Annotated in this window: 15 protein-coding genes, 1 tRNA gene and 1 pseudogene; 6 read left to right on the top strand and 11 right to left on the bottom strand. The window is 70.1% G+C overall.

The annotated features are described in order from the left end of the window. Window positions 1-102 precede the first annotated feature (102 nt). Genes galT through galK form a run of 3 tightly spaced genes read left to right on the top strand, consistent with a single transcriptional unit; the run spans window position 103 to window position 3,313 of the window. Window positions 103-1,146 (top strand): galactose-1-phosphate uridylyltransferase, encoded by a 1,044-nt coding sequence (gene galT, locus OHT61_RS13385; RefSeq protein WP_329038133.1) that lies wholly within the window; start codon window positions 103-105, stop codon window positions 1,144-1,146. Further along, window positions 1,143-2,123, top strand: a complete 981-nt coding sequence (gene galE, locus OHT61_RS13380; RefSeq protein ID WP_329038131.1) for a UDP-glucose 4-epimerase GalE — start codon at window positions 1,143-1,145, stop codon at window positions 2,121-2,123. Before galT ends, galE begins: the two co-directional genes overlap by 4 nt. After that, a complete protein-coding gene (gene galK / locus OHT61_RS13375) occupies window positions 2,120-3,313 on the top strand; it encodes a galactokinase (RefSeq protein ID WP_329038129.1) in 1,194 nt (397 codons plus the stop codon). Before galE ends, galK begins: the two co-directional genes overlap by 4 nt. Here the strand turns inward: galK and OHT61_RS13370 are convergent. After that, window positions 3,303-3,740: pseudogene (locus OHT61_RS13370) on the bottom strand (GNAT family N-acetyltransferase); the annotation flags it as partial. The gene galK and the pseudogene OHT61_RS13370 overlap by 11 nt on opposite strands. Before the next feature lie 270 nt (window positions 3,741-4,010). Between OHT61_RS13370 and OHT61_RS13365 the strand changes: the two are divergent. Beyond that, window positions 4,011-4,802, top strand: coding sequence for a response regulator transcription factor (locus OHT61_RS13365; RefSeq protein ID WP_329038124.1), 792 nt, complete (start codon window positions 4,011-4,013; stop codon window positions 4,800-4,802). Here OHT61_RS13365 and OHT61_RS13360 read toward each other — a convergent pair. Beyond that, window positions 4,758-5,255, bottom strand: coding sequence for a MarR family winged helix-turn-helix transcriptional regulator (locus OHT61_RS13360; protein WP_327117731.1), 498 nt, complete (start codon window positions 5,253-5,255; stop codon window positions 4,758-4,760). The two genes, OHT61_RS13365 and OHT61_RS13360, sit on opposite strands and share 45 nt — an antisense overlap. Before the next feature lie 88 nt (window positions 5,256-5,343). Between OHT61_RS13360 and OHT61_RS13355 the strand changes: the two genes are divergently transcribed. Next, a complete protein-coding gene (locus OHT61_RS13355; RefSeq protein ID WP_329038121.1) occupies window positions 5,344-6,141 on the top strand; it encodes a trans-aconitate 2-methyltransferase in 798 nt (265 codons plus the stop codon). Window positions 6,142-6,157: 16 nt separating this feature from the next. Here OHT61_RS13355 and OHT61_RS13350 read toward each other — a convergent pair whose 3' ends face one another. The 3 genes from OHT61_RS13350 to OHT61_RS13340 form a co-directional block, all read right to left on the bottom strand. Continuing rightward, complete coding sequence (locus tag OHT61_RS13350) at window positions 6,158-6,760, bottom strand: Uma2 family endonuclease (RefSeq protein WP_329043240.1); 603 nt, start codon at window positions 6,758-6,760, stop codon at window positions 6,158-6,160. 102 nt (window positions 6,761-6,862) lie between these two features. Next, window positions 6,863-7,549, bottom strand: coding sequence for a TetR/AcrR family transcriptional regulator (locus tag OHT61_RS13345; protein WP_329038119.1), 687 nt, complete (start codon window positions 7,547-7,549; stop codon window positions 6,863-6,865). Further along, window positions 7,546-8,532, bottom strand: coding sequence for an acyl-CoA desaturase (locus OHT61_RS13340; protein WP_329038117.1), 987 nt, complete (start codon window positions 8,530-8,532; stop codon window positions 7,546-7,548). The genes OHT61_RS13345 and OHT61_RS13340 overlap by 4 nt, the downstream gene beginning before the upstream one ends. A gap of 327 nt (window positions 8,533-8,859) precedes the next feature. On the opposite strand from OHT61_RS13340, the gene ppc reads away from it, so the two are divergent. Beyond that, window positions 8,860-11,589, top strand: coding sequence for a phosphoenolpyruvate carboxylase (gene ppc / locus OHT61_RS13335; RefSeq protein ID WP_329038114.1), 2,730 nt, complete (start codon window positions 8,860-8,862; stop codon window positions 11,587-11,589). 34 nt (window positions 11,590-11,623) lie between these two features. Here the strand turns inward: ppc and OHT61_RS13330 are convergent, their stop codons facing one another. From OHT61_RS13330 to OHT61_RS13305, 6 genes are all read right to left on the bottom strand, one after another. Beyond that, window positions 11,624-12,094: a hypothetical protein gene (locus OHT61_RS13330; protein WP_329038111.1), complete on the bottom strand. Its 471-nt coding sequence runs from the start codon at window positions 12,092-12,094 to the stop codon at window positions 11,624-11,626. Window positions 12,095-12,169: 75 nt separating this feature from the next. Next, on the bottom strand, window positions 12,170-12,763 hold the full coding sequence (gene pth / locus OHT61_RS13325; protein ID WP_329038109.1) for an aminoacyl-tRNA hydrolase: 594 nt from the start codon (window positions 12,761-12,763) through the stop codon (window positions 12,170-12,172). 124 nt (window positions 12,764-12,887) lie between these two features. Next, window positions 12,888-13,475: a 50S ribosomal protein L25/general stress protein Ctc gene (locus tag OHT61_RS13320; protein WP_329038106.1), complete on the bottom strand. Its 588-nt coding sequence runs from the start codon at window positions 13,473-13,475 to the stop codon at window positions 12,888-12,890. A 210-nt stretch (window positions 13,476-13,685) separates the two neighbouring features. Beyond that, a complete protein-coding gene (locus OHT61_RS13315; protein WP_327117747.1) occupies window positions 13,686-14,663 on the bottom strand; it encodes a ribose-phosphate diphosphokinase in 978 nt (325 codons plus the stop codon). 120 nt (window positions 14,664-14,783) lie between these two features. Next, window positions 14,784-16,229, bottom strand: a complete 1,446-nt coding sequence (gene glmU, locus OHT61_RS13310; protein ID WP_329038103.1) for a bifunctional UDP-N-acetylglucosamine diphosphorylase/glucosamine-1-phosphate N-acetyltransferase GlmU — start codon at window positions 16,227-16,229, stop codon at window positions 14,784-14,786. A gap of 108 nt (window positions 16,230-16,337) precedes the next feature. Further along, window positions 16,338-16,408 (bottom strand) — tRNA-Gln (locus OHT61_RS13305). Between the last annotated feature and the right edge of the window lie 2 nt (window positions 16,409-16,410).

The raw sequence follows: 16,410 nt of genomic DNA, 5'->3' as shown, positions 1-16,410 counted from the left end.
GAACCCGGAAGATTCACAGGTTCTGGAGACATTGACGCGGCATGTTTATTTGTGCTTTGTTATGTGCGGTTCTGTTTGGAGGGCGTTACATGGAGGAGCCTGGTGAAGAAGACGGTTACGACCCTCGCCGACGGCCGTGAGCTGATCTACTACGACTCGGCGGACGACGTCGTCCGCGACGCCGTCGACCCGCGGCCGCTGGACGCCGTGTCGACGTCCTCCGAGATCCGCCGCGATCCGCTCCTCGGCGACTCGGTGGCCATCGCCTCGCACCGGCAGGGGCGCACCTACCACCCGCCGGCGGACGAGTGCCCGCTCTGCCCCTCGCGCGACGGCCGCCACAGCGAGATCCCCGACACCGACTACGACGTCGCCGTGTTCGAGAACCGCTTCCCCTCCCTCGCCGGGGACTCCGGCCGCTGCGAGGTCGTCTGCTTCACCTCCGACCACGACGTGTCCTTCGCCGGCCTCACCGAGGACCAGGCAGCCCTCGTCCTCGACGCCTGGACCGACCGGACCGCCGACCTCGCCGAGCTCCCCCAGGTCGCCCAGGTCTTCTGCTTCGAGAACCGGGGCGCCGAGATCGGCGTGACCCTCGGGCACCCGCACGGCCAGATCTACGGCTACCCCTTCGTCACCCCGCGCACCGAGCTGATGCTGCGCTCGATGGAGACCCACCGCGCCGGGACCGGCCGCAACCTCTTCGACGACGTCGTCGCCCGCGAGCTGGCCGACGGGGAGCGCGTGGTCCTGGAGGGCGAGCACTGGGTCGCCTTCGTGCCGTACGCCGCGCACTGGCCCTACGAGGTCCACCTGCACCCGCGCCGCCGCGTCCCCGACCTGCGGGAACTCGACGACGCGGCGCGCGCGGAGTTCCCGCGGGTCTATCTGGAACTCCTGAGGCGGTTCGACCGGATCTTCGGCCCCGGGGAGCCGCCGACGCCGTACATCTCGGCCTGGCACCAGGCACCCTTCCGGGCCCCCGGCCGTGAGGAGTTCGCGCTGCACCTCGAGCTTTTCACCATCCGGCGCACCTCCGGCAAACTGAAGTTCCTCGCGGGCTCGGAGTCCGGCATGAACGTGTTCATCAACGACGTGCCGCCGGAGGCCGCGGCCCTGCGACTGCGAGAGGTAGCGAGCGAGTGAGCAACACCGGCAAGAAGTACCTGGTGACGGGCGGCGCGGGATACGTCGGCAGTGTCGTGACGGCACACCTGCTGGAGGCGGGACACGCCGTCACCGTCCTCGACGACCTGTCGACCGGCTTCCGCGAGGGCGTCCCCGAGGGCGCCGAGTTCATCGAAGGCCGCATCCAGGACGCCGCCAAGTGGCTGGACGCCTCCTACGACGGTGTGCTGCACTTCGCCGCCTTCTCCCAGGTCGGCGAGTCCGTCGTCGACCCCGAGAAGTACTGGGTCAACAACGTCGGCGGGACCATCGCCCTGCTCGCCGCCATGCGCGACGCGGGAGTGCGGACGCTCGTCTTCTCCTCCACCGCGGCGACCTACGGCGAGCCCGTCTCCAGCCCCATCACGGAGACCGACCCGACCGCCCCCACCAACCCCTACGGCGCATCCAAGCTCGCCGTCGACCACATGATCAGCGGTGAGGCACGGGCCCACGGACTCGCCGCCGTCTCCCTGAGGTACTTCAACGTCGCGGGCGCCTACGGCAGCTGCGGCGAGCGCCACGCCCCGGAGTCCCACCTCATCCCGCTGGTCCTCCAGGTCGCCCTCGGGCAGCGCGAGTCGATCTCCGTCTACGGCGACGACTACCCGACCCCGGACGGCACCTGCATCCGCGACTACATCCACGTCGCCGACCTCGCCGAGGCCCACCTGCTGGCCCTCGGAGCGGCCACCGCGGGCGAGCACCTGATCTGCAACCTCGGCAACGGCAACGGCTTCTCCGTACGCGAAGTCGTCGAGACCGTCCGCAAGGTCACCGGCCACCCGGTACCCGAGACCCCCGCGCCCCGGCGCGCCGGCGACCCGGCCGTCCTGGTCGCCTCCGCCGCAACCGCCAGGGAGCGGCTCGGCTGGCAGCCGTCGCGCGCCGACCTGGCCGCCATCGTCGCCGACGCGTGGACGTTCGCCCGCCGAGAGGAGCCCACCGCACCATGACCGACAACGCCGAGCCGACCGCCTCCTTCACCGAGCTGACGGCCTCCTTCACCGAGCTGTACGGGACCGCCCCCGACGGCGTCTGGGCGGCACCCGGACGAGTGAACCTGATCGGTGAGTACACCGACTTCAACGGCGGCTTCGTCATGCCGCTCGCCCTCCCGCACCACGCCCGCGCCGCGGTCGCCCGCCGCACCGACGGACGACTGCGCCTGCACTCCACCGACGTACCGGGCGGAGTCGTGTCCCTGCGCGTCGACGAACTCGCCCCGCACTCCGGCCACGGCTGGGCCGCCTACCCGGCCGGTGTCGTCTGGGCGCTGCGCCAGGCGGGACACCGGATCACCGGCGCGGACATCCAGCTCACCTCCACGGTCCCCGTCGGCGCGGGGCTGTCCTCCTCCGCCGCCCTGGAGGTCGTCACCGCCCTCGCCCTGAACGACCTCTTCGAACTGGGCCTGAGCGGACCGGAGATCGCGGTCCTCGGCCAGCGCGCCGAGAACGACTTCGTCGGCGTGCCCTGCGGCGTCATGGACCAGATGGCCTCGGCCTGCTGCACCGAGGGCCACGCGCTGCACCTGGACACCCGAGACCTCAGCATGCGCCAGGTCCCCTTCGACCTGGCCGCGCACGGTCTCCAGCTGCTGGTCGTCGACACCCGCGTCAAGCACGCCCTCGGCGACGGGGCGTACGCGGAGCGCCGGGCAGGCTGCGAGGCGGGTGCCAGGGCGCTCGGCATCGAGACCCTGCGCGACCTCCCGTACGAGGACCTGGACGAGGCGCTCGCCACCCTGGCGGCCGGCGAGGACGAGTCGGTCGTGCGCTACGTCCGCCACGTCGTCGGCGACAACCACCGCGTGGAGCAGGTCATCGCGCTGCTCGACGCCGGGGACGTGCGCGCGGCGGGACCGGTGCTCAACGCGGGCCACGTCTCGCTCCGCGACGACCTGCGGGTCTCCTGCCCGGAGCTCGACCTCGTCGTCTCCTCGGCGAACGCGGCCGGCGCGCTCGGGGCCCGGATGACCGGGGGAGGCTTCGGCGGCTCCGCGATCGTGCTGGTGGAGGAGGCGATGGCGGACACCGTCGCCAAGGCGGTGTCGGAGGCCTTCAGTGCCGCCGCCTACGCCACCCCGGGAATCTTCCCCGCCGTTCCCTCCGCGGGGGGCCGGCGGGTCGCTCCAGCTGCTTGACCAGGATGAACTCGGCGACACCGGGCGGGTAGTCGGGGATCTCCCCGACCACCTCGTACCCCTGCTTCCGGTAGAAGGCGGGGGCCTGGAAGTCCCAGGTCTCCAGCCGGGAGCGGGTGCACGCCCGGTCGTCGTGGGCCAGGCGTTCCGCCTCGGCGAGCAGCTGCGAGCCGAGGCCGAGACCGCGGTGGCGGCCGTCCACCCAGAGCAGGTCCACGTGGAGCCAGTAGGCCCAGGTCCGTCCGCTCAGTCCACCGGCCAGGTCTCCTTCCTCGTCCAGGAGCCAGACCTCCAGGGGCACTTCGTGTTCGGCGGGGGTCGTGTGCAGGGCACGCAGCTCCGGTGAGCCGTCCCAGTTGTCGTCGTGCAGCCGACGGCCCAGCAATATGCGACGTTCCTTGTCTACTTCTGTCTCAAGACGGAACATGAATCACACCCTAAACACCTTGAGCGATCAGTTCCGCGAATCTCCTACCCCCGCCCACCGCCCCCCGTACGCTGATGCTCAGCACCGGTGGGGGCCGGTGTCGTTTCAGGGGACGAGACGGTCGGATGCGACGCCCGGGGCGGGTGGCGGCCGGCACACGGCGGCGGCCGTGGGCCTGCGGTCACCGGAGTGCTCCGGGCGCCGCATCCGAAGCGGTCCGTCCCCGTCGGGGCCGGCCATGGACGGGGGCGCCCCAGGAGCTCACACAGCATGGGGGTGTCTGTGGCGCGTATCCGGGTTCTGGTGGTCGACGACCACCGCATCTTTGCCGAGTCCCTCGCCGCGGCGCTCGCGGCCGAACCGGACGTCGACGTGTCCGCGGCGGGCAGTGGCCCCGCCGCGCTGCGCTGTCTGGAACGCGCGGCCGCCGAGAGCCGCCGCTACGACGTGATGCTGGTCGACGCCGAGCTGGGCATACTCGCCCCCGGCGGCGTCCGGACCATCCCCGCGCCACGCGCCGAGGGCGACGGGGGCAGCGGCGGCGGAGACGGTATATCGCTGGTCGGCGGGGTCCGCTCGTCGCATCCGCACATCCGCACGGTCGTGCTCGCCGAGAAGGACGACCCGCGCCGCGCCGCGGCGGCGCTGCAGGCCGGCGCCTCGGGCTGGGTGGCCAAGGACTGCTCCCTGCAGCGTCTGCTGACGGTCATACGCGGCGTGCTGCGGGACGAGACGCATCTGCCGGCCGCGCTGCTGACCGGCGTCCTGCGCGAGCTCACCGCGGCGCGCAAGCACCGGACGGAGTCCGAGCAGCTGGTGGAGTCGCTGACACCGCGCGAACGCGAGGTGCTGCGCTGCATGGTGGCGGGCCTGGGCCGCAAGGCCGTGGCGGAGCGGCTCTTCCTGTCCCCGCACACGGTGCGCACGCACATGCAGAACGTGCTGGGAAAACTCGGGGTGCACTCGACGCTGGCCGCCGTGGCACTGGCGAGACGGGCCGGGGTCGGTCCTGCCGCGCTAACCGGGGATGTTGTCGAACGGGGCGGTCAACTGGCGCAGTAGTCCGGCCAGTTCGGACCGCTGCTGACGGGAGAGCTCGCCCAGGATCGCCCGCTCCTGGTCGAGCAGCCCGGCCAGCGACTGATCCGCCTTGTCGCGGCCGCGGTCGGTGAGCCGGACGAGGACGCCCCGGCGGTCGCTCGGGTCCGGCAGCCGCTCCACGAGGTTCTTCTTGGTCAGCCGGTCGATGCGGTTCGTCATCGTGCCCGAGGTGACGAGGGTCTGGGTGAGGAGCTGGCCGGGGGAGAGCTGATACGGGGCGCCCGCGCGGCGCAGGGACGTCAGGACGTCGAACTCCCAGGGTTCCAGCTGGTGCTCGGCGAAGGCGATCCTGCGGGCCCGGTCCAGATGGCGGGCCAGGCGGGAGACGCGGCTCAGCACCTCGAGCGGTTCCACGTCGAGGTCCGGGCGCTCGCGGCGCCATGCAGCGACCAGCCGGTCGACCTCGTCCTCCATGTCGATCAGTGTAGAGGGTCCCTCGACATGAAGTCTCTTGAATTCAAGTATCTTGACATCAAGATATTGAGCTTGTGATCCTGACACCATGACCTCGCCGACCTGGGACCCGCGGCAGTACCTCCGGCACGCGGACCACCGCACCCGCCCCTTCCACGACCTCCTGGCCCGCATCGGACCCCTGCCGCACGAACCGTCACCCCGCATCGCCGACCTCGGATGCGGCGCCGGCAACGTCACCGCACTCCTGGCCGAACGCTGGCCCGGCGCCCGCATCACGGGCTACGACAGCTCGCCCCACATGCTCGAACGCGCCCGCGACCGCACGAGCCCCCTCCTCGACTTCGCCGAGGCCGACGCCGCCACCTGGACACCCGACGCGACGTACGGCCTCATCGTCTCCAACGCCCTCCTCCAATGGGTCCCCGGCCACACCGGCCGCTTCCCCCACTGGCTCGGCGCCCTCGCCCCCGGCGGCACCCTCGCCTTCCAGGTCCCCGGCAACTTCGACGCCCCCAGCCACACCCTCATGCGCGAACTCGCCGCATCCCCGCGGTGGGCCGGCCGCCTCGGCGGGCTCCTGCGCCACGCCGACGCCGTGCTCACCCCCGCGGACTACCTGGCACACCTCGCCGCACCCGGCCGCACCGTCGACGTCTGGGAGACCACCTACCTGCACCTCCTCCAGGGCGAGGACCCCGTCCTCGACTGGGTCAAGGGCACCGGCCTGCGGCCCGTCCTCGACGCCCTCGCCGACGACCCCGAGGCACAGGACGCCTTCACCGGCGCATACCGCGACCTGCTGCGCACCGCCTACCCGGCGGGCCCGCACGGCACGGTCTTCCCGTTCCGCCGGATCTTCGCCGTCGCCCGCACCGCCGGGTGAGTGACCCGGCAGGACGTCACAGGGCGTCCAGCGCCTCCGCCGAGATGTCGAGGTCGACCGAGAACGGAACACCCGTCTTGAGCCGGTCGTGATGGATTCCGGTCAGGGCGTACGCCTTGTTCACGGGGTCCAGCTCATAGACCCGCACCACCGGATGCCGGTCGCTCCCGGCCGTGCCGACCAGCCAGAAGTTCGGGATGCCGGCCGCGGCGTACTTCTGTGGCTTGGTGTCACGGTCGCGGGCCTCGGAGTCGGGCGAGACCACCTCGACGGCGAGGAGCACGTCCGCCGCCTCGAAACGGGTCAGCTCCCGCCCGGTGACCGCCTCGGCCCGCACGACACAGACATCCGGCTCGGGGGCGTTGCGCCGGTCGAGGACGACGGTCATCTCGCGGCGCGCCTTCATCTCCGGCGGAGCGCTGTGACGGAGGCCGGTCGTCAGGAGGTCGATCATCGTGCTGTGGAAATCTCGCTGCGGACTCACAAAAACCAGGCTCCCGTCGAGCAATTCCGTGTGCGGCGGGAGATCGGGCAAGGTGAACAGATCGTCCACCGTGTATCCGTCCTGGGGCGGCACCGGCCAGCGGCTGCTGCACCCGGTGATCGGCTCGGCGGTCATGGTTCCTCCCATGGACGGGATTCTGGTCCTGCAACCACCACAGTAAGGTCCGCTCCGCGGCGTCGTCATCACAACGAGTGATCGCACGCACGCGGAGGCGGCTCAGCTCTTCCGGTGCCCTATCAGCCGCGGCTTCGACTCCAGGTTCTCCAGCCCGTGCCACGCCAGATTCACCAGATGGGCGGCGACCTCGGCCTTCTTCGGCTTCCGCACGTCCAGCCACCACTGCCCGGTCAGCGCCACCATCCCGACCAGGGCCTGCGCGTACAGCGGAGCGAGCTTCGGGTCGAAGCCCCGGGCCTTGAACTCCAGGCCCAGGATGTCCTCGACCTGCGTGGCGATGTCACTGATCAGCGACGCGAACGTGCCCGTGGACTGCGCGACCGGGGAGTCGCGGACCAGGATCCGGAATCCGTCCGTGTACTTCTCGATGTAGTCGAGCAGCGCGAACGCCGCCTGCTCCAGCAGCTCCCGCGGGTGACCGGCCGTGAGCGCCCCCGTCACCAGGTCCAGCAACTGGCGCATCTCGCGGTCGACCACGACGGCGTACAGGCCCTCCTTGCCGCCGAAGTGCTCGTACACCACCGGCTTGGAGACCCCCGCGCGCGCCGCGATCTCCTCCACCGAAGTGCCCTCGAAGCCCTTGTCGGCGAACAGGGTGCGGCCGATGTCCAGAAGTTGCTCGCGGCGCTCCTTCCCCGTCATCCGGACCCTGCGGGTCCGCCGGGTGGGGGCAGGCATGCTCTTCTCGCCGCTGGTGCTTGAGTCGGTCGCCACGTCGTCAATCATGCCGGGTCGGTGGCCACGGCCTTGCGCCGGGCGGCGATACGTGAGGCATCCGGCCAGCGCACGTCGCGCGCCCAGCCCAGCTGCTCGAACCAGCGGATCAGCCGTGCACTGGAGTCGATCTGGCCGCGCAGCACCCCGTGACGCGCGCTCGTCGGGTCCGCGTGGTGCAGGTTGTGCCACGACTCGCCGCACGACAGGACGGCCAGCCACCACACGTTCCCCGACCGGTCGCGGGACTTGAACGGCCGCTTGCCGACCGCGTGGCAGATCGAGTTGATCGACCACGTCACGTGGTGCAGCAGCGCGACCCGGACCAGCGAACCCCAGAAGAACGCCGTGAACGCGCCCCACCACGACATGGTGACCAGGCCGCCCACCAGCGGCGGGATCGCCAGCGACAGGATCGTGAAGCTGAGGAAGTGACGCGAGATCGCGCGGAGCGCCGGGTCCCGGACGAGGTCGGGGGCGTACTTCTGCTGCGGGGTCTGCTCCTCGTTGAACATCCAGCCGATGTGGGCCCACCACAGGCCCTTCATCAGCGCGGGCAGGTTCTCGCCGAACCTCCACGGCGAGTGCGGGTCGCCCTCGGCGTCGGAGAACCGGTGGTGCTTGCGGTGGTCGGCCACCCAGCGCACGAGCGGGCCCTCCACCGCCATCGAGCCGGCGACGGCCATGGCGATGACGAGCGGACGCTTCGCCTTGAACGACCCGTGCGTGAAGTAGCGGTGGAAACCGATCGTCACACCGTGGCAGCCCCAGTAGTACATGGCGACCAGCAGACCGAGGTCGAGCCAGCTGACACCGCGCCCCCAGGCCAGCGGCACCGCCGCGACCAGGGCGGCGAACGGCACCACGATGAACAGGAGCAGCGCGATCTGCTCGACGGAACGCTTCTTGTCGCCGCCGAGCGTGGCGGAGGGGATCGCGGTGTCGCCTGCCGCCGTCGGCAGGCCGTCGTCGATCACATCGGGGCTGGTGGGCATTGGGGAGTCCCCCGTGAGGTGAGGAAATATGACGGAATGAGCGGGCTACGCTTCCGTAACCTACGGCAACGTAAGTATGGCAGCGAACAGGCCCGCGACACGAGAGCGCCACCGTGGCAACCCTTGTGCGACAGGGCCCCCCGCACTCGTGTACCCCCGATCGCGACCACCCCGCAGGGCAGCGAGCACGCCGGACCCCCGGACACCTATCCTGGGTGCGTCGGACAGCGCGGTCCGCACTCTGCATACCCGGGGCGAGCCGTCAGCACCGCGAGCGTCCCGGACCCCCTGACAGACGTGCTCAACCACTGCAAGGAGCCGCACACTGTGAGCAGTGCCGACCAGACCCCTGCCGCCAACACCGAGCTGCGCGCGGACATCCGCCGCCTCGGAGACCTGCTGGGCGAAGCCCTCGTACGCCAGGAGGGCCAGGAACTCCTCGACCTCGTCGAGCGCGTCCGCGCCCTGACCCGCACCGACGGCGAGGCCGCGGCCGAACTCCTCGGCGACACGGACCTGGAGACCGCCGCACAACTCGTGCGCGCCTTCTCCACCTACTTCCACCTCGCCAACGTCACCGAGCAGGTCCACCGCGCCCACGAGATGCGCGACCGCCGGGCCGCCGAGGGCGGGCTCCTCGCCCGCACCGCCGACCGCCTCAAGGACGCCGACCCCGAGCACCTGCGCCAGACGGTCAAGAACCTCAACGTACGGCCCGTCTTCACCGCACACCCCACCGAAGCCGCCCGCCGCTCCGTGCTCAACAAGCTCCGCCGCATCGCCGAACTCCTGGAGACCCCGGTCATCGAGGCCGACCGGCGCCGCCAGGACATCCGGCTGGCCGAGAACATCGACCTCATCTGGCAGACCGACGAACTCCGCGTGGTCCGCCCGGAGCCCGCCGACGAAGCCCGCAACGCCATCTACTACCTCGACGAACTGCACGCCAACGCGGTGGGCGACGTCCTGGAGGACCTGGCCGCGGAACTGGAGCGCGTCGGCGTCGAACTGCCCGCCGGCACCCGCCCCCTCACCTTCGGCACCTGGATCGGAGGCGACCGCGACGGCAACCCGAACGTCACGCCCACCGTCACCTGGGACGTCCTGATCCTCCAGCACGAGCACGGCATCACCGACGCCCTCGAACTCGTCGACCAGCTGCGCGGCCTGCTCTCCAACTCCATCCGCTACACCGGAGCCACCGACGAGCTCCTCACCTCCCTCCAGACCGACCTGGAGCGCCTCCCCGAGATCAGCCCCCGCTACAAGCGGCTGAACGCCGAGGAGCCCTACCGGCTCAAGGCCACCTGCGTCCGGCAGAAGCTCGTCAACACCCGAGAGCGCCTCGCCTCCGGCACCCCGCACCGCCCCGGCTGCGACTACCTCGGCACCGCCGAACTCATCGCCGACCTGGCCCTCATCCAGACGTCGCTGCGCAAGCACAAGGGCGGCATCGTCGCCGACGGCCGCATGGACCGCACCATCCGCACGCTCACCGCGTTCGGCCTCCAGCTCGCCACCATGGACGTCCGCGAACACGCCGACGCCCACCACCACGCGCTCGGCCAGCTCTTCGACCGGCTCGGCGAGGAGTCCTGGCGCTACACCGACATGCCCCGCGACTACCGGCAGAAGCTCCTCGCCAAGGAACTCCGCTCCCGCCGCCCCCTCGCCCCCACCCCGGCCCCGCTCGACGCCGCCGGCGAGAAGACCCTCGGCGTCTTCCACACCATCAGCCAGGCCTTCGAACGCTTCGGCCCCGAGGTCATCGAGTCCTACATCATCTCGATGTGCCAGGGCGCCGACGACGTCTTCGCCGCAGCCGTCCTCGCCCGCGAGGCCGGCCTCCTCGACCTCCACGGCGGCTGGGCCAAGATCGGCATCGTGCCGCTCCTGGAGACCACCGACGAGCTCAAGGCAGCCGACGTCATCCTCGACGAGATGCTCGCCGACCCCTCCTACCGCCGCCTCGTCTCACTCCGCGGCGACGTGCAGGAGGTCATGCTCGGCTACTCCGACTCCTCCAAGTTCGGCGGCATCACCACCTCCCAGTGGGAGATCCACCGCGCCCAGCGCCGCCTCCGCGACGTCGCCCACCGCTACGGCGTACGCCTGCGCCTCTTCCACGGCCGCGGCGGCACCGTCGGCCGAGGCGGCGGGCCCTCCCACGACGCGATCCTCGCCCAGCCCTGGGGCACCCTCGAAGGCGAGATCAAGGTCACCGAGCAGGGCGAGGTCATCTCCGACAAGTACCTCATCCCCGCCCTCGCCCGCGAGAACCTGGAGCTGACCGTCGCGGCCACCCTCCAGGCCTCCGCACTCCACACGGCACCCCGCCAGTCCGACGAGGCGCTCGCCCGCTGGGACGCGGCCATGGACACCGTCTCCGACGCCGCCCACCAGGCCTACCGCAAGCTCGTCGAGGACCCGGACCTCCCCGCGTACTTCCTCGCCTCCACCCCGGTGGACCAGCTCGCCGACCTGCACCTCGGCTCGCGGCCCTCCCGCCGGCCCGGCTCCGGCGTCTCGCTCGACGGCCTGCGCGCCATCCCCTGGGTCTTCGGCTGGACCCAGTCACGCCAGATCGTCCCCGGCTGGTTCGGTGTCGGCTCCGGCCTCAAGGCACTGCGCGAAGCCGGCCTCGACACCGTCCTGGACGAGATGCACGAACAGTGGCACTTCTTCCAGAACTTCCTCTCCAACGTCGAGATGACCCTCGCCAAGACCGACCTGCGCATCGCCCGGCACTACGTCGACTCCCTCGTGCCCGACGAGCTCAAGCACGTCTTCGACGTCATCCAGGCCGAACACGAACTCACCGTGCAGGAAGTCCTCAAGGTCACCGGCGGCAAGGAACTCCTCGGCACCAACCCGGTGCTCCAGCAGACCTTCGCCATCCGCGACGCCTACCTGGACCCGATCTCCTACCTCCAGGTATCGCTCCTCGCCCGCCAGCGCCAGGCAGCCGAACGCGGCGAGGAAGCCGACCCGCTGCTCTCCCGCGCCCTGCTGCTCACCGTCAACGGTGTCGCCGCGGGCCTGCGCAACACCGGCTGACCCCGCACCCGGAGAACCGAGCGGGTGCGGCCCCTCAGAGGGCGACGAACGTCGCCGTCAGCAGGGCCGCACCCGCGATCCCGGTGACCCAGGCCGTCCGCGTCATCCGCAGACCGCCGCCGATCAACAGGGCCGACAGCAACAACGCGCCGCCGAACGGCAGCCAGGCATGCAGAAAGCCGGGCACACCCGTCCGCACGACGGCATCCGAGCCCGGCTTCACCACCACGGGAAAACGGTCGCCCTTGCGCACCGCCACCGACTTCTCGATCGTCACCCCGCCCCGCCGCCGCGAATCCGCGTCCGGCGAGAACGACCCCGTGCACGTGTCCTCACCGCACCCCGTCACCACCACGGTCCCGTGCTCACGGCCCTTCGCCAGCACGATGTGGTGCGCGCTGTTCCACGACGACCACACGCCCGCGACCAGCAGCAACAGGACGACACAGCCCGCGGCGAACGAACGGCCATGGGCCAGCACCCGGGGGGAGGACTTCCGCTTCATGGAGGCAGATCCTTGGGCAGAGCCCTGCCCAAGGTCAACCTGCGGCCGGAAAAGGACCGGGTAGCACCACGAATGTCAGGAGTTGTACGCGGACTGGGCCCGTTCCAGCCCCTCCGCCAGCAACGACTCCACCGCATCCGCCGACCGGTCCACCAGGAACGCCAGCTCCTTGCGCTCCGACGACGAGAAGTCCTTCAGCACGAAGTCCGCCACCTGCATCCGCCCCGGCGGCCGGCCGATCCCGAACCGCACCCGGTGATAGTCCGCGCCCATCGACTTCGTCATCGACTTCAGCCCGTTGTGACCGTTGTCGCCACCACCCAGCTTCAGCCGCAGCATCCCGAAATCGACGTCCAGCTCGTCATGCACCGCCACCACGTGATCCAGCGGCACCTTGTAGAAATCACGCAACGCCGACACCGGCCCACCCGACAGGTTCATGTACGACATCGGCTTCGCCAGCACCACCCGCCGGCTCGCGGGACCCGGCGGACCGATCCGCCCCTCCAGCACCTGCGCCTGCGCCTTCTGCGCCCGCTTGAACTTCCCGCCGATCCGCTCCGCCAGCAGATCGGCCACCATGAAACCGACATTGTGACGATTCGCCGCGTACTCGGGACCCGGATTGCCCAGGCCCACGATCAGCCACGGGTCGGTGGGATCGGACATCACAGCTCGCTCTCCTCGCGGTGCCGACAGCCGGTCTGCACGGCTTCGATACAGGGAAACGGGGTGGCGGTACCCCGGAAGGGAACCGCCACCCCGTCACTCAGCCCAACAGGTGGGGCGAGGCTCAGGCCTCGGCAGCCGCTTCCTCGGTGGCGTCGGCGGCCGGCTCCTCGGCCTGCGCCGCGACGACCTGAAGGACGACAGCGTCCTCGTCGCCGGCCAGCACCGAACCCTTGGGGAGCGGGATGTCCTTCGCGAGGATCGAGTCACCGGCGTCCAGGCCCGCCACGGAGACCGTGACCGACTCCGGGATGTGGGTGGCCTCGGCCTCGACGAGCAGCGTGTTCTGCACGAACTCGAGGAGGTTGGCGCCCGGGGCGAGCTCGCCGTCGGCGTGCACCGCGATCTCGACGTTGACCTTCTCGCCGCGCTTCACGGTCAGCAGGTCGACGTGCTCGATGTTGCCCTTGATGGCGTTGCGCTGCACGGCCTTCGGGATCACCAGGGCGTCCTTGCCGTCGATCTCCAGACCGATCAGGACGTTGGCGGTACGCAGCGCGAGAAGCAGCTCGTGGCCCGGCAGGTTGATGTGAACCGGCTCAGCACCGTGGCCGTAGACGACCCCGGGAACCAGGTTGGCGCGACGGGTACGACGGGCAGCGCCCTTGCCGAACTCCGTACGGACCGTTGCGTCGAGCTTGATCTCAGCCATGCTGCACTCCTCGTAGGTGACGAAAGAAACCGATGGTCACCCGGCCCACGACAGGCCTGCTACGAAGAGCGCGTCGATAACGGACCACCGGCCCATGTCCGAGACATGAGAACGGCCTCCCTCGCCGAGCAACTCCAAGAGTCTACCCGGCCGGGAGGCCGTACCCAAAGTGGATCAAGTGGTCACCCGGAGGCGGTCACTCGGAGGCGGTCACTCGTTCTCCTCGAAAAGGCTCGTCACCGAACCGTCCTCGAACACCTCACGCACCGCACGCGCGATCGTCGGCGCGATCGACAGCACCGTGATCTTGTCGATCTCCAGCTCACCCGGAGTCGGCAGCGTGTCCGTGAACACGAACTCGCTGACCTTCGAGTTCTTCAGACGGTCCGCGGCCGGACCCGACAGCACACCGTGCGTCGCCGTCACTATGACGTCCTCCGCACCGTGAGCGAACAGCGCGTCCGCCGCCGCACAGATCGTGCCACCCGTGTCGATCATGTCGTCGACCAGCACACACACCCGGCCCTCGACGTTGCCCACGACCTCGTGGACGCTGACCTGGTTCGGCACGTCCTTGTCGCGGCGCTTGTGCACGATCGCCAGCGGCGCGTCCAGCCGGTCGCACCAGCGGTCCGCGACCCGCACGCGTCCGGCGTCCGGCGACACGATCGTCAGCTTCGACCGGTCCACCTTCGCACCCACGTAGTCCGCGAGGATCGGCAGCGCGAACAGATGGTCCACCGGGCCGTCGAAGAAGCCCTGGATCTGGTCCGTGTGCAGATCGACGGTGAGGATGCGGTCCGCACCCGCCGTCTTCATCAGGTCCGCGACCATACGCGCCGAGATCGGCTCGCGACCGCGGTGCTTCTTGTCCTGACGGGCGTACCCGTAGAACGGCACGATCACCGTGACCGACCGGGCCGACGCGCGCTTCAGCGCGTCCAGCATGATCAGCTGCTCCATGATCCACTTGTTGATCGGAGCCGTGTGGCTCTGGATCAGGAAGCAGTCGGCCCCACGGGCCGACTCCTGGAAACGCACATAGATCTCACCGTTGGCGAAATCGAAGGCCTTCGTCGGCACGAGACCGACACCCAGTTGATGTGCGACCTCCTCGGCCAGCTCGGGGTGGGCGCGGCCGGAGAAGAGCATCAGCTTCTTCTCGCCGGTCGTCTTGATCCCGGTCACAGCACAGTCTCCTCAGACGTGTATCCGGCTCCGCGCGCATGTGTCCCGATGTGCGACGAGCCAGCCGAAATGGGTGAGCATCTATCACGGTACGCCAGCCGCAGGTGCGGCTGTTTCCGGTCAGCTTTCGTCGTCGGACTCCGGCGCAGCCGCCTGAGCCGCCCTGGCAGCCGCGCTCCCGGGACGCTTCCGGGCGACCCAGCCCTCGATATTCCGCTGCTGGCCCCGGGCGACGGCCAGCGAACCGGACGGCACGTCCTTGGTGATGACCGAACCCGCCGCCGTGTAAACGCCGTCCCCGACCGTGACCGGCGCCACAAACATATTGTCCGACCCGGTCCGGCAATGGGACCCGATCGTGGTGTGGTGCTTCGCCACCCCGTCGTAGTTCACGAACACGCTCGCCGCACCGATGTTGGTGTGGTCACCGATCGTCGCGTCACCGACGTAACTCAGGTGCGGCACCTTCGTGCCCTCACCGATCGTCGCGTTCTTCATCTCGACGTACGTACCCGCCTTGGACTTCGCACCCATGCGCGTACCCGGCCGCAGATAGGCGAACGGACCCACCGTCGCGCCCGGACCCACCTCGGCCCCGTCCGCCACCGTGTTGTCCACCCGCGCACCCGCGTGCACGACCGTGTCCTTCAGCCGCGAGTTCGGACCCACCTCGGCATCCTCCGCCAGGTGCGTCGTCCCCAGCAGCTGCGTACCCGGGTGCACGATCGCGTCCCGCTCGTACGTCACCGTCGCGTCGATCACCGTCGACGCCGGCTCCACCACCGTCACACCCGCCAGCATCGCCCGCTCCAGCAGACGCTCGTTGAGCAGCCGCCGCGCCTCGGCCAGCTGGAGCCGGTTGTTGATGCCCAGGATCTCCCGGTGGTCACCCGTGACCGAGGCCCCCACCCGGTGACCCGCCTCCCGCAGGATCGACAGCACATCGGTGAGGTACTCCTCACCCTGGCTGTTGTCCGTGCGCACCTTGCCCAGAGCCTCGCTCAGCAGACGGCCGTCGAACGCGAAGACACCGGAGTTGATCTCCCGGATCGCACGCTGCGCGTCGGTCGCGTCCTTGTGCTCGACGATCTCCCTGACCGCGCCCGTCTCCGGGTCGCGGACGATCCGGCCGTACCCCGTCGAATCCGGGACCTCGGCGGTCAGCACGGTGACCGCGTTGGCGTCCGCGGCATGGGTGGCGGCCAGCACGGACAGGGTCTCGCCCGAGAGCAGCGGGGTGTCCCCGCACAGGACGATCACGGTGCCGTCGATGGTCCCGCCGAGCTCCTCCAGTCCCATGCGGACCGCGTGACCGGTCCCGTTCTGCTCCGCCTGGTAGGCGGTGCGCACCGGGGTGTCGCCGGCGGAGAGGTGCGCGGTGACCTGCTCGCCCGCGTGGCCGACGACCACGACGAGGTGCTCGGGGTTCAGCCGGCCGGCGGCGGCGACGACGTGTCCGACGAGGGAGCGTCCGGAGATCTCGTGCAGGACCTTGGGGGTCTTCGACTTCATGCGGGTGCCCTCACCCGCTGCGAGGACGACGACGGCCAGGCTGTTGGCGCTCACGGATGTGCCCTTCGGCTTCGGGTGGTGGACACCCGCAGGATACCGGGGGCGTATATGCCCGAAACGAGGGCGGGCCCCGACCGTGAGGTCGGGGCCCGCCCTTCTGTGCTCCCGGGGAAGGAATCGAACCCTCATTCAATGGACCAAAACCATTTGTCCTGCCATTAGACGACCCGGGATG

The organism is Streptomyces sp. NBC_00178 (genome assembly GCF_036206005.1).
In the GTDB taxonomy this organism is placed as follows: Bacteria; Actinomycetota; Actinomycetes; order Streptomycetales; family Streptomycetaceae; genus Streptomyces.
The sequence above is the reverse complement of the archived record's forward strand: the minus strand, read 5'-3'. Positions and strand labels throughout refer to the sequence as shown.

Coding starts and splice junctions, on each gene's coding strand:
- galK (WP_329038129.1), top strand. CDS start 2,120: ATGACCGACAACGCCGAGCCGACCGCCTCCTTCACCGAGCTGACGGCC.
- OHT61_RS13365 (WP_329038124.1), top strand. CDS start 4,011: ATGGGGGTGTCTGTGGCGCGTATCCGGGTTCTGGTGGTCGACGACCAC.
- OHT61_RS13360 (WP_327117731.1), bottom strand. CDS start 5,255: ATGGAGGACGAGGTCGACCGGCTGGTCGCTGCATGGCGCCGCGAGCGC.
- OHT61_RS13355 (WP_329038121.1), top strand. CDS start 5,344: ATGACCTCGCCGACCTGGGACCCGCGGCAGTACCTCCGGCACGCGGAC.
- OHT61_RS13350 (WP_329043240.1), bottom strand. CDS start 6,760: ATGACCGCCGAGCCGATCACCGGGTGCAGCAGCCGCTGGCCGGTGCCG.
- OHT61_RS13345 (WP_329038119.1), bottom strand. CDS start 7,549: ATGATTGACGACGTGGCGACCGACTCAAGCACCAGCGGCGAGAAGAGC.
- OHT61_RS13340 (WP_329038117.1), bottom strand. CDS start 8,532: ATGCCCACCAGCCCCGATGTGATCGACGACGGCCTGCCGACGGCGGCA.
- OHT61_RS13330 (WP_329038111.1), bottom strand. CDS start 12,094: ATGAAGCGGAAGTCCTCCCCCCGGGTGCTGGCCCATGGCCGTTCGTTC.
- pth (WP_329038109.1), bottom strand. CDS start 12,763: ATGTCCGATCCCACCGACCCGTGGCTGATCGTGGGCCTGGGCAATCCG.
- OHT61_RS13320 (WP_329038106.1), bottom strand. CDS start 13,475: ATGGCTGAGATCAAGCTCGACGCAACGGTCCGTACGGAGTTCGGCAAG.